At 37.5% G+C, this 18,225-nt stretch carries 14 protein-coding genes; all 14 read left to right on the top strand.

Annotation, left to right across the window (positions count from 1 at the left end):
* Positions 1-4: 4 nt before the first annotated feature.
* The 14 genes from TREPR_RS08125 to TREPR_RS08060 all read left to right on the top strand — a co-directional run bounded on the left by TREPR_RS08125 (position 5) and on the right by TREPR_RS08060 (position 18,225).
* Positions 5-925, top strand: a complete 921-nt coding sequence (locus TREPR_RS08125; protein WP_015707815.1) for a glycosyltransferase — start codon at positions 5-7, stop codon at positions 923-925.
* An 11-nt stretch (positions 926-936) separates the two neighbouring features.
* Positions 937-1,956, top strand: coding sequence for a glycosyltransferase family 10 domain-containing protein (locus TREPR_RS08120; RefSeq protein WP_015707814.1), 1,020 nt, complete (start codon positions 937-939; stop codon positions 1,954-1,956).
* Positions 1,957-1,968: 12 nt separating this feature from the next.
* Positions 1,969-3,036 carry a glycosyltransferase family 2 protein gene (locus tag TREPR_RS17845; RefSeq protein WP_015707813.1) on the top strand — a complete coding sequence of 356 codons (1,068 nt, stop codon included), beginning with the start codon at positions 1,969-1,971 and terminating at the stop codon, positions 3,034-3,036.
* Between the two features lie 11 nt (positions 3,037-3,047).
* On the top strand, positions 3,048-4,262 hold the full coding sequence (locus tag TREPR_RS08110) for an IS256 family transposase (RefSeq protein ID WP_015707812.1): 1,215 nt from the start codon (positions 3,048-3,050) through the stop codon (positions 4,260-4,262).
* Positions 4,263-4,296: 34 nt separating this feature from the next.
* A complete protein-coding gene (locus TREPR_RS18925; protein WP_015707811.1) occupies positions 4,297-5,505 on the top strand; it encodes a glycosyltransferase in 1,209 nt (402 codons plus the stop codon).
* Positions 5,506-5,582: 77 nt separating this feature from the next.
* A complete protein-coding gene (locus TREPR_RS08100) occupies positions 5,583-6,488 on the top strand; it encodes a glycosyltransferase (RefSeq protein ID WP_169313409.1) in 906 nt (301 codons plus the stop codon).
* Entirely contained in the window at positions 6,488-7,549 is a 1,062-nt protein-coding gene (locus TREPR_RS19125; protein ID WP_015707809.1) for a glycosyltransferase family 4 protein, read from the top strand. The genes TREPR_RS08100 and TREPR_RS19125 overlap by 1 nt, the downstream gene beginning before the upstream one ends.
* A gap of 35 nt (positions 7,550-7,584) precedes the next feature.
* A complete protein-coding gene (locus tag TREPR_RS08090; RefSeq protein ID WP_015707808.1) occupies positions 7,585-8,619 on the top strand; it encodes a GHMP family kinase ATP-binding protein in 1,035 nt (344 codons plus the stop codon).
* Complete coding sequence (locus TREPR_RS08085) at positions 8,598-9,230, top strand: D-sedoheptulose-7-phosphate isomerase (RefSeq protein ID WP_015707807.1); 633 nt, start codon at positions 8,598-8,600, stop codon at positions 9,228-9,230. The genes TREPR_RS08090 and TREPR_RS08085 overlap by 22 nt, the downstream gene beginning before the upstream one ends.
* Positions 9,227-10,534: an HAD-IIIA family hydrolase gene (locus TREPR_RS08080; protein WP_015707806.1), complete on the top strand. Its 1,308-nt coding sequence runs from the start codon at positions 9,227-9,229 to the stop codon at positions 10,532-10,534. The genes TREPR_RS08085 and TREPR_RS08080 overlap by 4 nt, the downstream gene beginning before the upstream one ends.
* On the top strand, positions 10,528-13,218 hold the full coding sequence (locus TREPR_RS08075) for a YidC/Oxa1 family membrane protein insertase (RefSeq protein WP_015707805.1): 2,691 nt from the start codon (positions 10,528-10,530) through the stop codon (positions 13,216-13,218). Before TREPR_RS08080 ends, TREPR_RS08075 begins: the two co-directional genes overlap by 7 nt.
* Positions 13,215-14,441: a CDP-glycerol glycerophosphotransferase family protein gene (locus tag TREPR_RS08070; RefSeq protein ID WP_015707804.1), complete on the top strand. Its 1,227-nt coding sequence runs from the start codon at positions 13,215-13,217 to the stop codon at positions 14,439-14,441. The genes TREPR_RS08075 and TREPR_RS08070 overlap by 4 nt, the downstream gene beginning before the upstream one ends.
* Positions 14,438-15,505 carry a glycosyltransferase family 4 protein gene (locus TREPR_RS08065; RefSeq protein ID WP_041611083.1) on the top strand — a complete coding sequence of 356 codons (1,068 nt, stop codon included), beginning with the start codon at positions 14,438-14,440 and terminating at the stop codon, positions 15,503-15,505. Before TREPR_RS08070 ends, TREPR_RS08065 begins: the two co-directional genes overlap by 4 nt.
* Complete coding sequence (locus TREPR_RS08060; RefSeq protein ID WP_015707802.1) at positions 15,502-18,225, top strand: YidC/Oxa1 family membrane protein insertase; 2,724 nt, start codon at positions 15,502-15,504, stop codon at positions 18,223-18,225. The genes TREPR_RS08065 and TREPR_RS08060 overlap by 4 nt, the downstream gene beginning before the upstream one ends.

Below are 18,225 nucleotides of genomic sequence, written 5' to 3'. Positions count from 1 at the left end.
AAATATGGCAATTATATGTACCGTTGTTACTCCATGTTATAATGCAGAAAAATATATATATACTACTATTGGTTCTGTGCTAAATCAAACGGCTTTTTTATCCGGAAGAGCTGAACTTGATTATATTATCGTCGATGGGAATTCTACTGACAGTACAATTAATGTTATACAAGAAACTGTTAATTCACATCGCTTAGGTAAATATGTTAAAATAATTTCCGAACATGATAATGGAATGTATGATGCCCTGGTAAAGGGAATGAAAATTGCAAAGGGAAATATATTTTCATATATCAATGCGGATGATTTTTATAATCAAACGGCGTTTGATATTGTTATTGAAATAATGAAGAATAATGATGTTAAGTGGCTTACCGGATGGCAGATTGGATACAACGAGGCAGGTCAAATTATTTCATTGATAAATCCTTTTTATTACCGAAAAAATTTTATAAAACAAGGTTTGTATGGTCCTGTTTTGCCGGTTATACAGCAGGAATCAACTTTTTGGCGTGCGGAATTAAATCAGAATATTAATTTTGAAATATTGTCCAAATTTAAACTTGCTGGAGATTATTATCTTTGGACCGAATTTGCAAAGCACTTTCAGCTGTATATTGTTGAAACATACCTGGGAGGATTTAGGCACAGAAAAGAAAATTTAGGAAAGAGCGGGGATTACAGATCAGAACAATTAGATACCGTAATTGGCAAGCTTTCTTTTTATGATAAAATAACACTTTTTTTTGATAGGATTTTTTGGAAATATAATGGAAAAGACGGATTTGTCGGAAAACTAAAAATGCGTATAAGCCAAGTTGTACATTTTGTTTTTGATCAGGATCAAAATCGATGGGTAACCTTATCCGGATACCCGGGAAAGCGAACGATTGAGCGATTTTTATATAAAAGGAAAAAGCGTTAACCTGATTAAAAATGAGCACCTTAAACTCCGTTAAAAACATTGTAAAAAATATTCTTCCTTATGGTATTTCCCATCAAATAATAATAAAAAATGAAATCAAAAGGCAGCTTTCCAGTATACCATGCTCCGAAGAGCCTGCCATTTTTAACGCAAATGGAGAATTTTTAAAATCAATTTTTTTGCGGGATGATCAAAGTTGGTACAATCCTTATTGTTTTGTTGATGGACAAATTCCTGCTTATATTCACTGGGATCGATACAATTATGGATTAAAAAATCATGTGTATTCTCACAAGAATATACTGAACACAATCGGAAAGCCATTAAAAAAATTTGCTTTTTATATAGAATCCGAATCTGTTGTCCCGGAGGATTATAAGATTTTTGATTTAAATAAAGATCTTGATAAAGAATTTGAATTGATTTTTACTTGGTCAGAAGATATATTAAATAAATATTCCAATGCCGTTTTTATACCCGCATACGGAGTATGGTATGGGACAAAAAAACACGGCGGGATTTTGAATCCCGATCAATATAAATATAAAACTAAAAATATATCCATAATATCTTCAGCAAAATTAAAATGTGAATTACATAATTTTAGAATTAATACAGCAAAGCATTTTAAGTATATTGGAGAAAATTCACCCGTTGATACTTATGGCAGATTTGACGGTGGTGAAGGATTTGAGAAAATATCCGATCCCTTAGAACAATATCGGTATAATATTGCTATAGAAAACAATATCTCTCCATATTATTTTACTGAAAAAATTTTAAATTGTTTTGCATCATTCACTGTTCCAATATATATAGGAGCCACAAAAATAAATGATTTTTTCAATCCAAACGGTATTATTCAGGTTAAATCTATACAGGAAAATGTTATTGATAAAATAGTTTCTTCCTGTGATGAAACTGATTATTTACGACGGATACCCGCTCTTATTGATAATTTTAACAAAGTAAAAGAGTATCTTTGCATTGAAGATTATCTTTATACTCACTATAAAAAGCATTTTATATAAATTGATAAAACTATGATAAAATTTTCAATTATTATTCCGGTTTACAACACGGCTAAATATCTGCATAGATGCATTAATTCCTGTATTAATCAGACATATAATAATATAGAAATTATTTGCATTGATGATTATTCAAATGATAATAGTAAAGAAATTTTAAAACAATTTCAAAAGAATGACACAAGGATAAAATGTTTTTTTCATTCGAAAAATAAAAGCCAGTTTATAGCACGGCGAACAGGTATTGAAAATTCAATTGGGGATTATATTCTATTTCTTGATAGTGATGATTATCTTAACCTTAATGCCTGCGCTCTGTTAAAAAATGAAATCCAAAAGACAAGCCCTGATATAATTCAATTCGATTCCCTGGAAGTACCCAGTAACAAAAAAAGATTTCTGCCATTTTATAACACATCAAAGGCATGTTTAGAGGCCTACCTTGACAAAGAAAACAGATGCTCTCCCATAGTTTGGATTAAAGCCTATGCCCGCTCTGTAATTATTGAAGCTTATAAATCTATGGATGATTTTTATGCATCCGGATCAGAGGATTTATATACTTCCATCGTAATATCATTTTATGCAAAAACATTCGGCTATCTAAAAAAACCATTGATTAATTATTCGGTTACTACCGGATGGACCAGAAAAAGAGAATATTCGTTAGAAATTTATAAACAATGGCTGACATCATATCATACTGTTATAGTAAAAATAAATGAATTTATAGCTAAAAACATTCCTGAACTAAAAGACAAATGTTTAGGCATGGAATTATATCTTTTAAAAGATTTTCTGTTTAATCGGATTCCATCAGATATCCCAAAAGAATTAAAATTCCAGTTTTTCGATATATTACCATCCTATTTTTCAAAAGAAGTAATATATGACTATTTTGAAGAAACAATACAAAAGTCGAACAAATATAATACTTATCTTGATTTCAATGGTTCTTTCAAATCAAAAACTAAGAAAATATTAAAAGTGGTTTTATTATATATTAAATCGTTATTTAAATTAGATACAATTCATGACAGAGCCTGTAACAAAATTAGTGTAAACGGCTATACTACCTAGAAGGAGCAAGTATGGCCTTTTCAAAAGAAGTCCTGGACGAGATTTTGAAGGACTACCATGGGCCCGATGACTTTTACGGGCCCGAAGGGATCATGAAGCAGCTGACCAAAGCGCTGGTGGAGCGGACGATGGAGGCTGAGCTGACCGAGCATCTTGGGTATGAGAAAAGCGACCCGGGTGAAAAACAAATCTCGAACCGCCGGAATGGCAAAAACAGCAAAGAGCTGAGGACCGACCACGGGCCGATGCCGGTCGAAGTCCCACGTGATCGGGAGGGGACATTCGAGCCTCAAATTGTTCCCAAACACCAGCGGGAGTTTCGGGGGTTCGATGACAAAATCCTTTCGATGTACGCCCTTGGGCTTACTACCCGCCAGATTCAAGATCACCTCAAGGATATCTACGCGGTTGACGTCTCGCCTGAGCTTATCAGCCGGGTAACCGATGAGGTTAAGGAACTGGCAGCCGAATGGCGGGGGCGGGCTCTTGAGCCCTTTTACCCGGTAGTTTTCCTGGATGCGCTGCGGGTCAATATCCGCGATGGGGCTGCGGTAGTCAAGAAATCCGTTTATTTGGCCTTGGCGATACGTTTGGACGGCCAGAAAGAGCTGTTAGGGCTCTGGATTGAGCAGAACGAAGGGGCCAAGTTTTGGATGGGCATTATGAATGAACTCAAAAACCGGGGGGTACAGGACATCCTCTTCGCCGCCGTCGATGGGCTGACCGGTTTTCCCGACGCCATTGCCGCGGTGTTCCCCAAAACCGAGGTCCAGCTTTGCATCGTCCATATGGTCCGAAACTCAGTTCGGTTTGTCCCCTACAAAGACCGGAAGGCGGTGACAGCCAGCCTCAAAACTATTTACCTGGCTCCTTCAGCGGAACTTGCCGCCGAAGCGCTGGACGAGTTCTCAAAAGTGTGGGATAAAAAATACCCGATGATTTCAAAGTCCTGGCGGAGCCGGTGGAACGAGGTCATACCGTTTTTCAAATTCCCACCTGAAATCAGGAAGGCGGTGTATACTACCAATGCCATTGAATCGGTTAATTACACGATTCAAAAAATTATCAAACACCGCCAGTCTTTCCCAAACGATGAGGCTGCGGTGAAATTAATTTTTATGGGCTTGAAAAACATTTCCAGAAAATGGACAATGCCTATACGGGATTGGGGCGCTGCCCTCAATCAATTCGCAATCATTTACGGGGAAGACAGAGTCCCCCTATGATTACCGTTTACACTAAAAAAATTACAAGTTCTTCATGACAATACTTTTTGACCTATCAGCAGCTCAGCCTATTATCGGCAGTGATTTTCATGGCGCCGCGGAATACGCAAAAACAGTATTTTACAAATTATTTGAAACTCTTTCTGAAACTACAAACCTGGAAATATTTTATAATCCGGAAAAAAATATTGATAATGATCTTGTTAACAAATGCCAAAATAATAATGTCCCTATAAATCTTTGTAAAACCAATAGTGAAATAAGCGCCCTGCTCATAAAAAAACAGTACGACCTTTTTTTTACTGCCTTGCCTTACTCTTATTATAATCTGAACATCCCCAAAAATACAAAATTTGTTTATACGGTTCATGGGCTCCGTTCCACCGAATACCCCTGGGATGACTATATTCTGAAATATAAAAAGCAGAATTTTAGAACTCATGTTAAATATGTTGTTAGCCTGTTTTTATTTCACTGGTGGATAGAATACCTGAAACGCAAAAGTACAAAAAATTTTAATTTATTATTTAACCGTACTAAAAATCAAACCATCATAACAGTATCCTGCCATTCAAAATATTCTATAAACTATTTTTCCCCTCATATAGCAGTTTCAGCGATAGAGACCCTATATTCTCCCCCGAAACTTATTCAAAGCCCCCAAGACGAAGGTACCTCTACCCTTAAGGACTTTTCCCTTGAACCGGGTAAGTATATTTTGCTCATCGGCGGTGACCGGGAAGAGAAGGGCGCTTATCGGGCTTGCAGGGCGCTAGTTAAACTTTTTTCGCAGGAAAAACATTCGGTCTTGTCGGATGTTAAAGTACTTATCCTTGGGGTTTCCTATGAAAAAGCCTACAGGAAACTAATTAAAAATTCTTCCCATTTTGTTCTTGCCGCTTATGTTCCTTCTCAAACCTTGGAAATGCTCTATAAATATTCCCTGCTTTTTATCTATCCGACTATGAACGAAGGGTTTGGTTACCCTCCTCTGGAAGCAATGAAATACGGAACCCTTTGTGCCTGTTCTGCTAATTCCTCAATTACGGAGATCTGTGCCGATTCTGTTTTGTATTTTAATCCCCATAATGAGGATGAAATCAGCATACGGGTTTTGCAGAGCTTTGATTCTGAAATACGGAAAGAAAAAACAGAAAAAATGAAAGCTCGCCTTGAACAGGTACGCTTGCGGCAGGAACGGGATCTAGACAGACTAGCGAAAATAATTTCCGGGAACCCATGAAATACGTCTACGTTTTAACTTCATCTCCGACTGATACATATTACGAACAGTTTTTTCTCTCCACCGTATCTATGCGTATGTATAATCCGGATGCGGATGTAGTGGTTCTTTTTGATAAAAAGACTAAAAAAGGACTTACAGGTAAAAGAGCCGAATATGAAAAATATATTTCGGAAATAAAAGTAATAGCTATTCCTGATGAATATAACCAAAAAGAAGCTTCCCGGTGGATTAAAACTTCTATCAGAAAATATATTACCGAAGATTTTTTATTTATTGACTGTGATACTGTTATTACAGAAAAGTTAGCGCCGGAATTTCCTTTTGAAATAAAAATTGGAGCCGTTCTGGATACCCATGTAAATCTTTCTAACCACCATTTGAAAGATTATTTTCAACGTTCGGATTCACAGATTGGTTTTGACGCCTCCTTTAAACAGGAAAATCACTATAATGGCGGGCTGATCTTCTGCAGGGACTGTGTTGAGGGAGATCTTTTTTTTGAAAAATGGCATGAGCTTTGGCTTAAAGGCAGGGAAAAAGGGAATGTCCAGGATATGCCCTCCCTAAACCAGGCAGACCATGAACTTAACGGCATTATCACGGAACTTGGCGGTGAATGGAACTGTCAGATAAGTCATAATGGCCTCCCCTTTCTATATAATGCGAAGATTATTCATTACTATGCTACCTCTCTGATTTCTTTCACCCCGCCCTACCTTCCTGCATCTGAAAATACCCTTTCTTCCATCCGGGAAAATGGCGTCATTACACCCGAAATAATCAAACTCTTGGAACATCCTAAAACGGCCTTTGAGCAATATACCAGGATTGTGGCAGACAGGGGTGTTATTGACGCTTTTGATAGCTCCCTGTTTTCAAAAATAATATGGCTTAGAAAAAAACACCCAATTCTTTTTCAAAAACTTAATACATTTATGTATCATCTAACCAAATCTGTTAAAAGACTGTTTCGAAAATAATGCCACAAATCCTGATTAACGGGTATTTTCTCTGTCGTAATCTCACAGGCATTGAGCGGTTTGCATTTGAACTAACTAAAAGGCTTGATGAGCTAAGCGCCTTTGAGGAAATTAGTATTATTGTTCCCGGAGATATTGTAACACTGCCGCCCTATAAAAATTTAAGAATAATACTGCATAAAAAAAAAGAGCCTCATATTTGGTGGCAGATGGTTACCCTACAGCTTTTTCTTTTGACCCACCGTGAATATATCATCCTTGAATTTGCCAATACCATTCTCCCCTTTTTTCCAGGAATCGTATTTCTCCATGATATTTATTGCGAATTCTTCCCGGAAGATTTCCGGGGGCTGAAAAATTGGCTGGTGAGACTGTACAATAAATGGCAGTACCGTCTAATAGCGAAGCACGCCAAAAGAATAATTACCGTCTCCAAATTCAGTCGCAGCCAGATTGCGGATGCCTATAATATTGACTCCCATAATATATCTGTGGTGTATAATGGGTGGGAACATTTTAAGAATATAGTTCCTGATTACTCCATTTTTAATGAACACCCGGAGTTTAAAGCCCGGGGATACTTTTTTACCCTTGGAAGCTTATCCATGAGAAAAAACATCCTTTGGATAATAAAATATGCTTCCAAACACCCCCAAACAATGTTCGCGGTTTCCGGTACAAGCTTGCCGGTACTCAAGGTGCGGGAACTTGAAGATACTACAGCTCCATCAAATATACTGCTCTTAGGATACCTGAGTGATTCTAAGGTAAAGGCTCTGATGGAAAGATGCCGGGCTTTCCTGATGCCTTCCTATTACGAAGGCTTCGGTATCCCCCCCCTGGAAGCTCTTTCCTGCGGGGCCGAGATTATCATTTCTAACGCAGCCAGTTTGCCGGAAATTTATGGGAACACCGCACACTACATTGATCCATATAATACCGATATTGATCTTGAAGAACTAATGCAAAACCCAATTGAAAAACCTGATGCACTTCTGGCAAAATATTCCTATGACAATTCTGCACGACAAGTCTATGAATTACTAAAAGAATTTCGTTAAGTTTATTAAGATTTTTTAAAAGGTGATATTTATTTATGGTGATACGATCAAAAGCTCCTCTTCGACTAGGATTTGCCGGGGGCGGCACGGACATTGATACTTATTATAATATATACGATGGGTATGTGCTGAACGCTACAATTGACATGTATTCCTATTGTATTTTGGAACCGACTAATAATGATAAAGTTATATTTAATGCAACGGATATTGAAAAGCAGCAAGAGTATGAGGCATCAAGTGTGCTGGATATATCCCAGGCGCTTCCTCTTCATAGCGGTATTTATAACCGAATTATAGCGGATTATAATAATGGTAAGCCTCTTTCTTTTGTAATGACCACCTATTCCGATGCTCCTGCAGGCTCCGGATTGGGGTCATCTTCTACATTGGTTGTTGCTATTCTTAAAGCATACACTGAATGGTTGAATTTGCCTTTAGGTGAATACGATATTGCCTCTCTTGCATATAAAATTGAACGGGAAGATTTACATATGGCCGGGGGAAAACAGGATCAATATGCGGCTACCTTTGGGGGCTTTAATTTTATGGAATTTTACCGGGATGAAAAAGTTATCGTAAATCCCCTGAGGCTGAAACGCTGGATCCGTAATGAACTTGAAGCCTCACTGGTATTATATTATACCGGTGTTTCCAGAGAAAGCGCTAATATCATAAAACGGCAAATAGAAAACACCCAAAACAAGAACATGAAAAGTATTGAAGGTATGCATGAAATGAAAAAGCAGGCTGTTCTTATGAAGGAATTCCTTTTGAAAGGGGATTTTGGGGGCTTTTCGAAATGTTTGCTACAGGGTTGGCTGGCTAAGAAAAATTTAGCGGATTCTATTTCGAATAGTTTTCTTGATGGATTGTTTCAGTACGCCATGGAAAATGGAGCAGAATCAGCGAAAATTTCGGGCGCCGGAGGAGGTGGTTTTATGATGCTATATTGCAACCCCTGTAACCGTATTAACCTTATAAAAGCTTTAAAGCAAAAAGAAGGGACTGTTTTCCCTGCAAGTTTTACTGAAATTGGAACCCAGGCATGGACTATTTACAACAATTAATTGAACGATATCCGGTATTAAGCGGTATTCAGGATAATATTGCCGCAACATACAGGCTTATGGCAGATACATTCGCAGCTGGAGGGAAGGTGCTGATTGCCGGTAATGGGGGGAGCGCTGCGGACTCAGATCATATTGTTGGGGAACTAATGAAAGGTTTCCTAAAAAAGCGCCCACTCTCTGCTGATTTTACCGCAAAATTACAAAAACTCACGGATATAGATACTTCAAACTATATTGCGCGGAATATTCAACAGGGCTTGCCTGCCATAGCGCTATCCGCCCATACTGCTTTGACGACCGCCTGTATCAATGACATTGACGGCAGCATCATTTATGCTCAGCAAGTATATGGCTATGGCCAGCCTGGGGATTTATTTTTAGGGATATCAACTTCAGGCAATGCAAAAAATGTTCTATATGCCATGATTACTGCTAAGGCAAGGGGCCTCAAGGCTGCAGCCCTAACAGGCGGGACCGGTGGTGAAATTGCGAAAATTGCCGATGTTGCGGTGATTGTCCCGGAAACAGAAACTTACCGCGTACAGGAATTACATCTTCCCGTTTATCATGCACTGTGCCTTATGCTTGAGGAGCATTTTTTTCCATGAAAGTTGTAATCATGGCCGGAGGCAAAGGGACTCGTATTGCCGCAATAGCATCGGATATTCCAAAGCCAATGGTTCCTATAGCCGGGAAACCAATTTTAGAACATCAGATCGATTGCCTGGCAAGAAATAATTTTACTGATATTATCATGGTTGTTGGGCATCTTGGTGAAAAAATCAAAGATTATTTTACCGATGGAAGTAAATGGGACTGCACCATTTCCTATTACACAGAAACAGAACCCCTGGGTACTGCCGGAGCGTTGTATAAAATAATAGACAATCTTTCCGATGATTTTATTCTGATAAACGGCGATATCATTTTTGATATTGATTTTTCACGTTTTATAGCGTTTCATTCTACACAAAAAGCTCTGGCAACTCTTGTTGTTCATCCAAACAACCATCCTTTCGATAGCGCACTGCTTATAACTGATCAGGAACACCGTGTTATTCAATGGCTCAATAAAGAAGATAGCCGTTTGTATTATAAAAACCAGGTTAATGCGGGTATTCACATTTTGTCAAAAAACCTGCTTGCTAAGGCAGGCCCGCATAAAGAAAAAGTAGACCTTGACCGCGATATTTTAAAACCTCTCATATCCTGTGGCGCCATTTATGCTTACAATACCCCTGAATATATTAAAGACATGGGCACCCCGGAGCGTTATGCGCAGGTATCCACCGATATTGAACGGGGTATAGTCAGGAAGCGTAATTTATCCTGCCCTCAGGAGGCGGTGTTTCTCGATCGAGATGGGACTATCAATACTTTGAATGGATTTGTGACAAAACCGGAACAACTTGAACTGATTGATGGCACGCCGGAGGCTATACGAAGAATAAATAGTTCCGGATACCTGTCTATTGTGATTACCAATCAACCGGTAATAGCAAGGGGGGAAGCATCACTGATTGACCTGGAAAATATTCATCACAAGCTTGAAACAGAACTAGGCAGGAAAGGGGCATATCTTGATGACATATTTTTTTGTCCCCACCACCCCGACAAAGGTTTCCCCGGTGAACGCCCTGAGTATAAGATTAATTGCGAATGCAGAAAACCAAAACCCGGAATGTTGTTTCAGGCTGCTCTAAAATATAATATTGATTTATCAAAGTCATATATGGTTGGGGACGATATAAAAGATGTGCTTGCTGGGATTGCCGCAGGATGTAAACCAATACTTTTGAAGCCTAACGCTGATAATAAGGAAGAAAATATTGACGGCAGAAGAGTTTTAATCTTTTCAAACCTGAATGATTTTATACAGCATGTTATGATTTTAGAGGATACTAAATGTTAAATGTCATTTATGCTATTATTATTTTTCCTATAGTTCAAATTATTGAAACAGTATATGTGCTTGTATACAAGGTTTTTGACAGCGCTGCTTTTTCAGTTATTGGAGTAAGTTTTGCAGTAACAATTTTATGCCTTCCACTTTATGTGATAGCAGAAAAATGGCAAAAAACAGAGCGGGATATAACTAAAAAGCTTAAACCCGGGATTGATAAAATAAAAGCCGTGTTTAAGGGTGATGAACAATATATGATCCTGTCAACCTATTACAGACAGAACCATTACCATCCGATTTATGCTATGCGGAGCTCCTTTGGGATTCTTATTCAAATTCCCTTTTTCCTGGCGGCCTATACCTATCTGTCTACCCTGGAGTCCTTAAGGGGAGAATCATTTTTCTTTATCCGCGATCTAGGCGTCCCGGATTCCATATTCAATATCGGCAATTTCAGGGTAAATATCCTACCCATAGCCATGACCTTTATTAACTGTATTGCCGGAGCTATATATACCCGGGGTTTACCTGCCAGAGATAAGATTCAAGTGTATGGGATGGCCGCTGTTTTTGTTGTTTTATTGTATAACTCTCCATCCGGCCTTGTTTTGTACTGGACCATGAATAATGTTTTTTCCCTGATTAAAAATATTTTTTACAGGTTAAAAAACCCTTTAAGGGTACTGTATGTTATTATCAGCCTTGGGGTTATTGCTTTTATTGCCTATCTTCTTTTTATTAATAACGGAACTTTAAGAAAAAGATTGATATTATCAGGTGCTTTAACCCTGTTTTTTTTCATTCCTCTGTATATCAGAGCTATTACTTATATTTACAGAAAATTTCTTCTCCCACTCTTTGCCAATACTAGTCAAAGAAATATACTTTTTCTGTTAAGCTGTTTAATCCTCACGATTCTTACCGGCTTGTTTATTCCTTCTACAGTAATTTCCTCATCTCCGGAAGAATTTAGTTTTATAGATCAATACAAATCACCCTTCCCTTTTATTTTTAGCTCATTTTCACAGACCATTGGATTTTTTACTTTCTGGCCACTCTGTATTTATTTCCTGTTTAACGCTCAAATTAAAACTATACTGACGGCCCTGTTCTCCGTTACAGCAATTTTCTCTCTTGTTAATACCGTTATATTTCAGGGTGATTACGGGGTAATAACCAATACTTTCCTTTTTAATACCACCGGAGTTCTGGATGTTCCTGTGCTTTCTGTTTTCTTAAATATTTTTTGTTTCCTGGTTCTTATATGCTTTATTTTTTTGATATTCAGGGTCAATAAAATAAAAATAATTTCTTCAATTGAGGTAATCCTTTTATTGTCATCCCTCTTTTTTTCAGGGTATAATATGCTTCGCATAAACAAAGGATACAAAGAATTACTCAGCCGGCGGGATGACACTCAGGGTGCTGTTCATTCGGTCAGTCCAATTTTTCACCTTTCAGAAGATGAGCCGAATATAATTATTTTCTTTGCAGATGCTGCTATTAACGGATATGTAAAACCGATATTCGAAGAGCATCCCCAATTAAAAGAACAGTTTGACGGATTTACCCTCTATCCGAATACAGTATCCTTTGCTCTGCATACCCTAATGGGAGTTCCGCCTATATGGGGGGGATATGAATATACTCCAAGTGAAATGAACCGCCATGATACGGTTCCCATGGTAGAAAAACACAATGAGGCGCTGTTGGTGCTTCCCAGACTTTTTGCTGATGAAGGATACGAAGTTACAGTGACAGACCCTTCCTGGGCTAACTATGCATGGGTTCCAGATACCAGAATATATGACAAATATGATCATATCACCGCCTTCAATACCAAGGGGCGGTATAACAGTGTATGGTATTTACGGAACAACTATGGAAATGGGGATATTACCGGTAACCATATCAAAAGAAATGTGCTCTGGTTTTCATTTTTAAAAATTGTTCCACCGATGATACGTTTTCTTATTTATGATGATGGTTGGTACTGGAGTACTGATGACATCGGTTATTCCATCACTGATTTTATAAATTCCTATGCGGTGCTTGATTTTTTACCAGAACTCACCAGCTATGATGCGGAGAAACCTTCTGCATTGTTTATTTCAAATGAAGTAACCCATGAACTGTTATATCTGCAATACCCTGATTATATTCCCCAACAGATCGTAACGGATCGCGGTGGAGGCGTATTTTCGAATAATGAGTATTATCATATAAACAATGCTTTTTATTTGCGATTTGGGGAATGGCTGGATGAATTAAAGAAAAACGGTGTTTATGACAATACCCGTATTATTATTGTATCGGATCACGGCGCCGGAGTAAACCCCTATCCAGAATTAAAAGAAATTCCTATTCCCGGAGAAGGCCGGGGAAAATATAATCCGGTTTTGCTGATGAAAGACTTTAATGAACACGGTGAATTAGAAATCAATATGGATTTTATGACCCAAGCCGATGTTCCCACTCTGGCGAGCGCAGGGATTATAAAGGATCCTGCAAATCCCTTTACCGCGAAACCTATAAATACGAATCCAAAAAAAGAAGGCGCCCTTATTACTACTAACCATATATCCATGGCCTACCAGCACAATAAAACTACCTATAAGATACGGAAAAACCAATGGATACATGTTCAGGACAACATTTTTAATGAAGAAAACTGGAGGCTTGTAGAAAAATGATACACTTGCATTTCAACCCCCTGTATATTGATCCCGGAACGGGAAGTATGCTCTTTTCAATATTAATTGGAGCAGCGGCAACTCTGTATTTCCTTTTAAGGGCGGTTATTATCAAAGTTAAGGTCTTCTTTTCTGGGGGCCGTGCCGCTGTTTCAAACACCCTTTATCCCTATGTGATTTATTCCGAGGGAAAGCAATACTGGAATGTTTTCAAACCAGTAGTTGAAGAATTTGAAACCAGGCAGCAGGAGTTGTTATACCTAACATCTTCAGAAGATGATCCTGTTTTTGAAAATACGTACCATTTTATAAAATCTGAGTTCATCGGTGAAGGCAATAAGGCATACGCAAGATTAAACATTATTTCCGCAAATTTTGTCCTTATGACCACCCCGAGCCTGAATGTTTATCAGCTTAAACGTTCCAAATCGGTAAATCATTATTCCCATGTACTCCACATGCCAAGCGACGCAACTACCTACCGCCTGTTCGGCCTGGATTATTTTGATTCAGTGTTATTAACCGGGGATTATCAGGCTAAGGATATCCGCATTCTGGAAAAACAGCGCAGTCTGCCTGAAAAACAGCTCATTACCGTTGGCTGTACTTACCTGGATGTATACGCTGAAAAGATTAAGCAGTTACCTATTGAAGATACCCATCCCTTTACGGTATTGGTTTCCCCTTCCTGGGGCGCTTCCGGCCTGTTGAAGCATTATGGGGAAAGACTCCTTGATCCCCTGGCTGAATCAGGATGGCGGATTATTGTACGGCCCCATCCCCAGTCTAAAAAATCAGAAGCTGATATGCTTGAAACCCTGGCTAAACGGTACAGCACAAATCCGAATGTACAGTGGGACTATGAACGGGAGAATATTTACTCCCTTTCCCGGGCGGATATCATGATTTCTGATTTTTCAGGTATCATCTTCGATTTTATGTTCCTCTGTGATAAACCGGTAATTTATGTAAGCCAGGATATGGATCTGCGCCCCTATGATGCCGATGATGTTCCCGATGAGTTATGGCAGTTCAGGATACTTCGGGAAATCGGCATTGAACTGAAAGAGGAACAATTTAAAACCATGGCGGAAGTGATAAAAAATGCATCAAAAAGTACCCTACTGCAAAATGCGCGGCTGGATGCGAAAAATACCGCCTGGCAGTATCGGGGAGAGGCTGGTAAGCGTATTGCCGATTTTATGACAAAAACGGTAAAATGAAGATAACTATCGACTGCCGGATGGTTGATTCCAGCGGGATTGGTACTTATCTACGCGGTTGCATTCCATTTCTACTTGATTCCAAAAATGATTTCTTGCTTATTGGCAATCAAAAAAGATTGCTGCAAGTTACCAAAGGTTATAGTAATGTTGCAATTTTAAATTGCGATGCCAAACCATTTTCTGTTACAGAGTATTTATTTTTTCCAGCAAAAATAAGGCATGAGATCAATAAAACTACTATTTATTATTCCCCCTTTTTTAATATTCCCTCAGGTATAACTATTCCGATATTTACAACAATACATGATATTGTTTTTGCCGATATGCCCGAGCTTGTTTCAAAAACAGGTTTGGCGGTACGCATGTGGTTTTTTAGAAGGGCAGCCAAACATTCCCGAAAAATATTTACAGTATCTGAATTTTCCAAATCCCGGATAGAATTCTATCTGGGTACTAAAACGCCAATTACTGTTACTTACAGCGGTGTGCAATCCTTTTTATTTGATGCTGACCACCGGAAGACTAATAAAAAAGACTTTATACTGTTTATCGGAAACATAAAAAGGCATAAAGGGTTATGGTGCCTTATTGACGCATTTCTTAAGGCTAAAGAAGCGGGGTTAAAACATAAACTTGTTATTGTTGGAAGTAAGGATAATTTCAGATCTGCGGATTCACAGATAATAAAAATAATAGATAATGTCGATTCTTCCATAATTGAATTTACCGGATTTATTGACAATGAAAAACTTGCACAACTACTATCCGAAGCTTCATTACTTGTACAGCCATCTCTCTATGAGGGTTTTGGGAGCCCTCCTATTGAAGCAATAATATCCGGTACAAAGGTACTACTTTCTGATATCCCTGTTTTTAAGGAAATATATTCTGAATTTCCAGTAGAATATTTTTGTGCCGGTGACAGCGAGAACTTAAAGGATAAACTTATGTTTCTTTTGTATAACAGACAGGTGGAATATTTAAATCTTTCTCCTGATTTATACGATAAATATTCTTTTAAAAAAACTGCAGCAATTGTTTTGCAGGAGATCCTTAAGTGATATCTTTTTTCTATAACATCATTATTTTTCCTCTGGTTCAACTTATTGAACTGGTATATTTATTTGTTTATCGTGTTTTTGAAAACCATGGCATTGCCCTTTTAGGGGTAAGCGCCGCAGTCAGTGTAAGTACCATGCCTTTGTATTTTATTGCAGAAAAACATCAGCAGGCTGAACGGGATATACAAAAACGGCTTAAACCTAAAATTAACATGATTAAGGCTGTTTTTAAGGGTGATGAACAGTATATGTTGCTTTCGACTTACTATCGGCAAAATCATTACCACCCTGTATACGCATTGCGTAACACCTTTGGCCTACTAATTCAAATCCCCTTTTTTATAGCTGCCTATACGTATTTATCCCAACTTTCGAGCCTCAAGGGTGTTCCACTTGCCTTTATTAAGGATTTAAGTTCCCCCGACGAGTTTCTTTTAATCGGAAACTTCAGATTGAATCTTCTTCCAATACTTATGACCGCAATAAACTGTATTGCAGGTGCTATATACACGAAGGGGCTTGAGATAAAAGATAAAGTCCAACTTTATAGTATGGCCTTTGTGTTTCTTTTGCTTCTCTATAACTCACCTGCAGGACTGGTTCTGTACTGGACAATGAACAATTTATTTTCTTTAGTTAAAAACATCTTACAAAGGACTGAAAATCAAAAAAAAGTTGTGTATATAGGTTTATGCTTTCTTGTTTCCTTGCTTGATGCGTATTTATTAATTTTACATTCAGGATATATTATAAAACGGCTCATGCTTTGCGTTGTGTTTTCTATGGTTTTCTTTATTCCCTATTTGACAAAGTTATATAATTATTTCAAACAAAAAATAAAACCTTTTTTTATTTCTGCGGAAATAGAAAACCCCTGGAGCCAAACTTTCTTTATTTCCGCGATCTCTCTTTTTTTACTTTCCGGGGTAGTTATACCGGGTTCACTTATTGCATCTGCCGTAGGTGAATTTTCATTTATTGAATCCCGTACGACCCCATTCCCTTTTTTATTTTATACAACAGTTCAAGCTGCGGGTATATTTCTTTTCTGGCCAATATGCCTTTATTTCCTTTTTTCCAGGAAAGTCCGAATTTTTTTATCTTTTTTTATTACACTTTTCCTTGCCTCATCCTTAGTTAATACCTTCCTGATTCCGGATAATTTCGGATTTCTTACAATTACCCTTATTTTTTCCGAGCCTCAACCATTTACATCAAATTATAAAATTCTTTTGGGGAATATAGGTATCCTTATTTTAATTCTTATATTAACCTTTGCCATGCTATTCACAAGAAAAAAGGCTGTCATTAAATCATTTAATTATATAACACTTTTAGCGCTTAGTATATTCAGCATTTTTAATATTATTACCATATCAAATAATTTTTCCCAGTTTCAAAAGCTAAAAAGCACTCAAAATAGCGACTTCGAATTATTCCAGCCAATATATTCTTTTTCCCAAAACGGAAAAAATGTGGTTCTTATTATGCTTGATAAAGCTATACCAGGATATATACCCTATATTTTTGATGAAAATCCGAATTTGCTCGGAATATTTTCAGATTTCACATGGTATCCAAACTGCATTTCCTTCGCCGGGCATACCTTGGCAGGAGCTCCTCCCATATACGGAGGTTATGAATATGCGCCTCTGGAAATAAACAAACGTGACACTGTATCAATTATTGAAAAACATAAGGAGGCCTTTTTATTACTTCCTATTATTTTTGCAAATTTAGGTTACTCCACAGTAGTAACCGATCCTCCTTTTGACAATAATCAAGTATCAAATTTAAGCATTTTCAGGGATTTCCCTCAAGTTCATGCTGAAAATATAATTGGTAAATACTCAACACCACTACTTCAGATGAATCCCGGTGTAACCGGATTATCCATATCAAATGTTTTACAAAATAATCTCATACGGTTTTCTTTTTTTAAAATAACCCCATTTATATTTAGATATTTTGTTTACGATGATGGAGAATGGCTTACAACATCATTGGATAAATTTAGTAAGCTTAACGGAAGTTTAACGGATTTTACTATAGATTATTATGCCTGCCTTAATTTTTTAAAGGAACTTACAATACTGAATAATAAAAAGGAAAACAACCTTAATATAATCTATAATGGGCTGACTCATGATCCGTCATTTTTACAAGCCCCTGACTATAAGCTTGCTCAAAGAGTTACAAATAAGGGCAATGGTCATTTTAACAATTCTGTTACTTATCATGGTAATATTGCCAGTTTTATTTTATTAGAAAAATGGTTTACTTATCTGAAAGAAAATGGAGTTTATGATAATACAAGGATCATTATAGTTTCTGATCATGGGGGCAATATTTTTGATGATTTTGAAAATAATATCGTTCTTCCGGATGGAAAATGCCTTGAATCATATACGGCATTATTGATGGTGAAAGACTTTAATTCAAAAGGAACGGGAACGGCATTACAAGTTGATAACTCCTTTATGATAAATGCAGATGTCCCGCTCTTGGCGACAAAAGATATAATAACAAATCCGGTAAATCCTTTTACCAATATTCCTTTAAAAACTAATAAAGAAAACGGAGTAACCATTACAACAATAGACTCCCTGAGCAGCAGGGATCACTCAAAATATAAATATAAAATCAGGGATAATCAATGGCTTTTTGTCCAGGATAATATATTTGATCCAAAAAACTGGAAAGCTGTTACAGTCCCATAA

The sequence above is a fragment of the Treponema primitia ZAS-2 genome (assembly GCF_000214375.1).
Classification (GTDB): Bacteria; Spirochaetota; Spirochaetia; order Treponematales; family Breznakiellaceae; genus Termitinema; species Termitinema primitia.
Note: the sequence above shows the minus strand (reverse complement) of the source record. Positions and strands in the feature narration are given on the sequence as shown.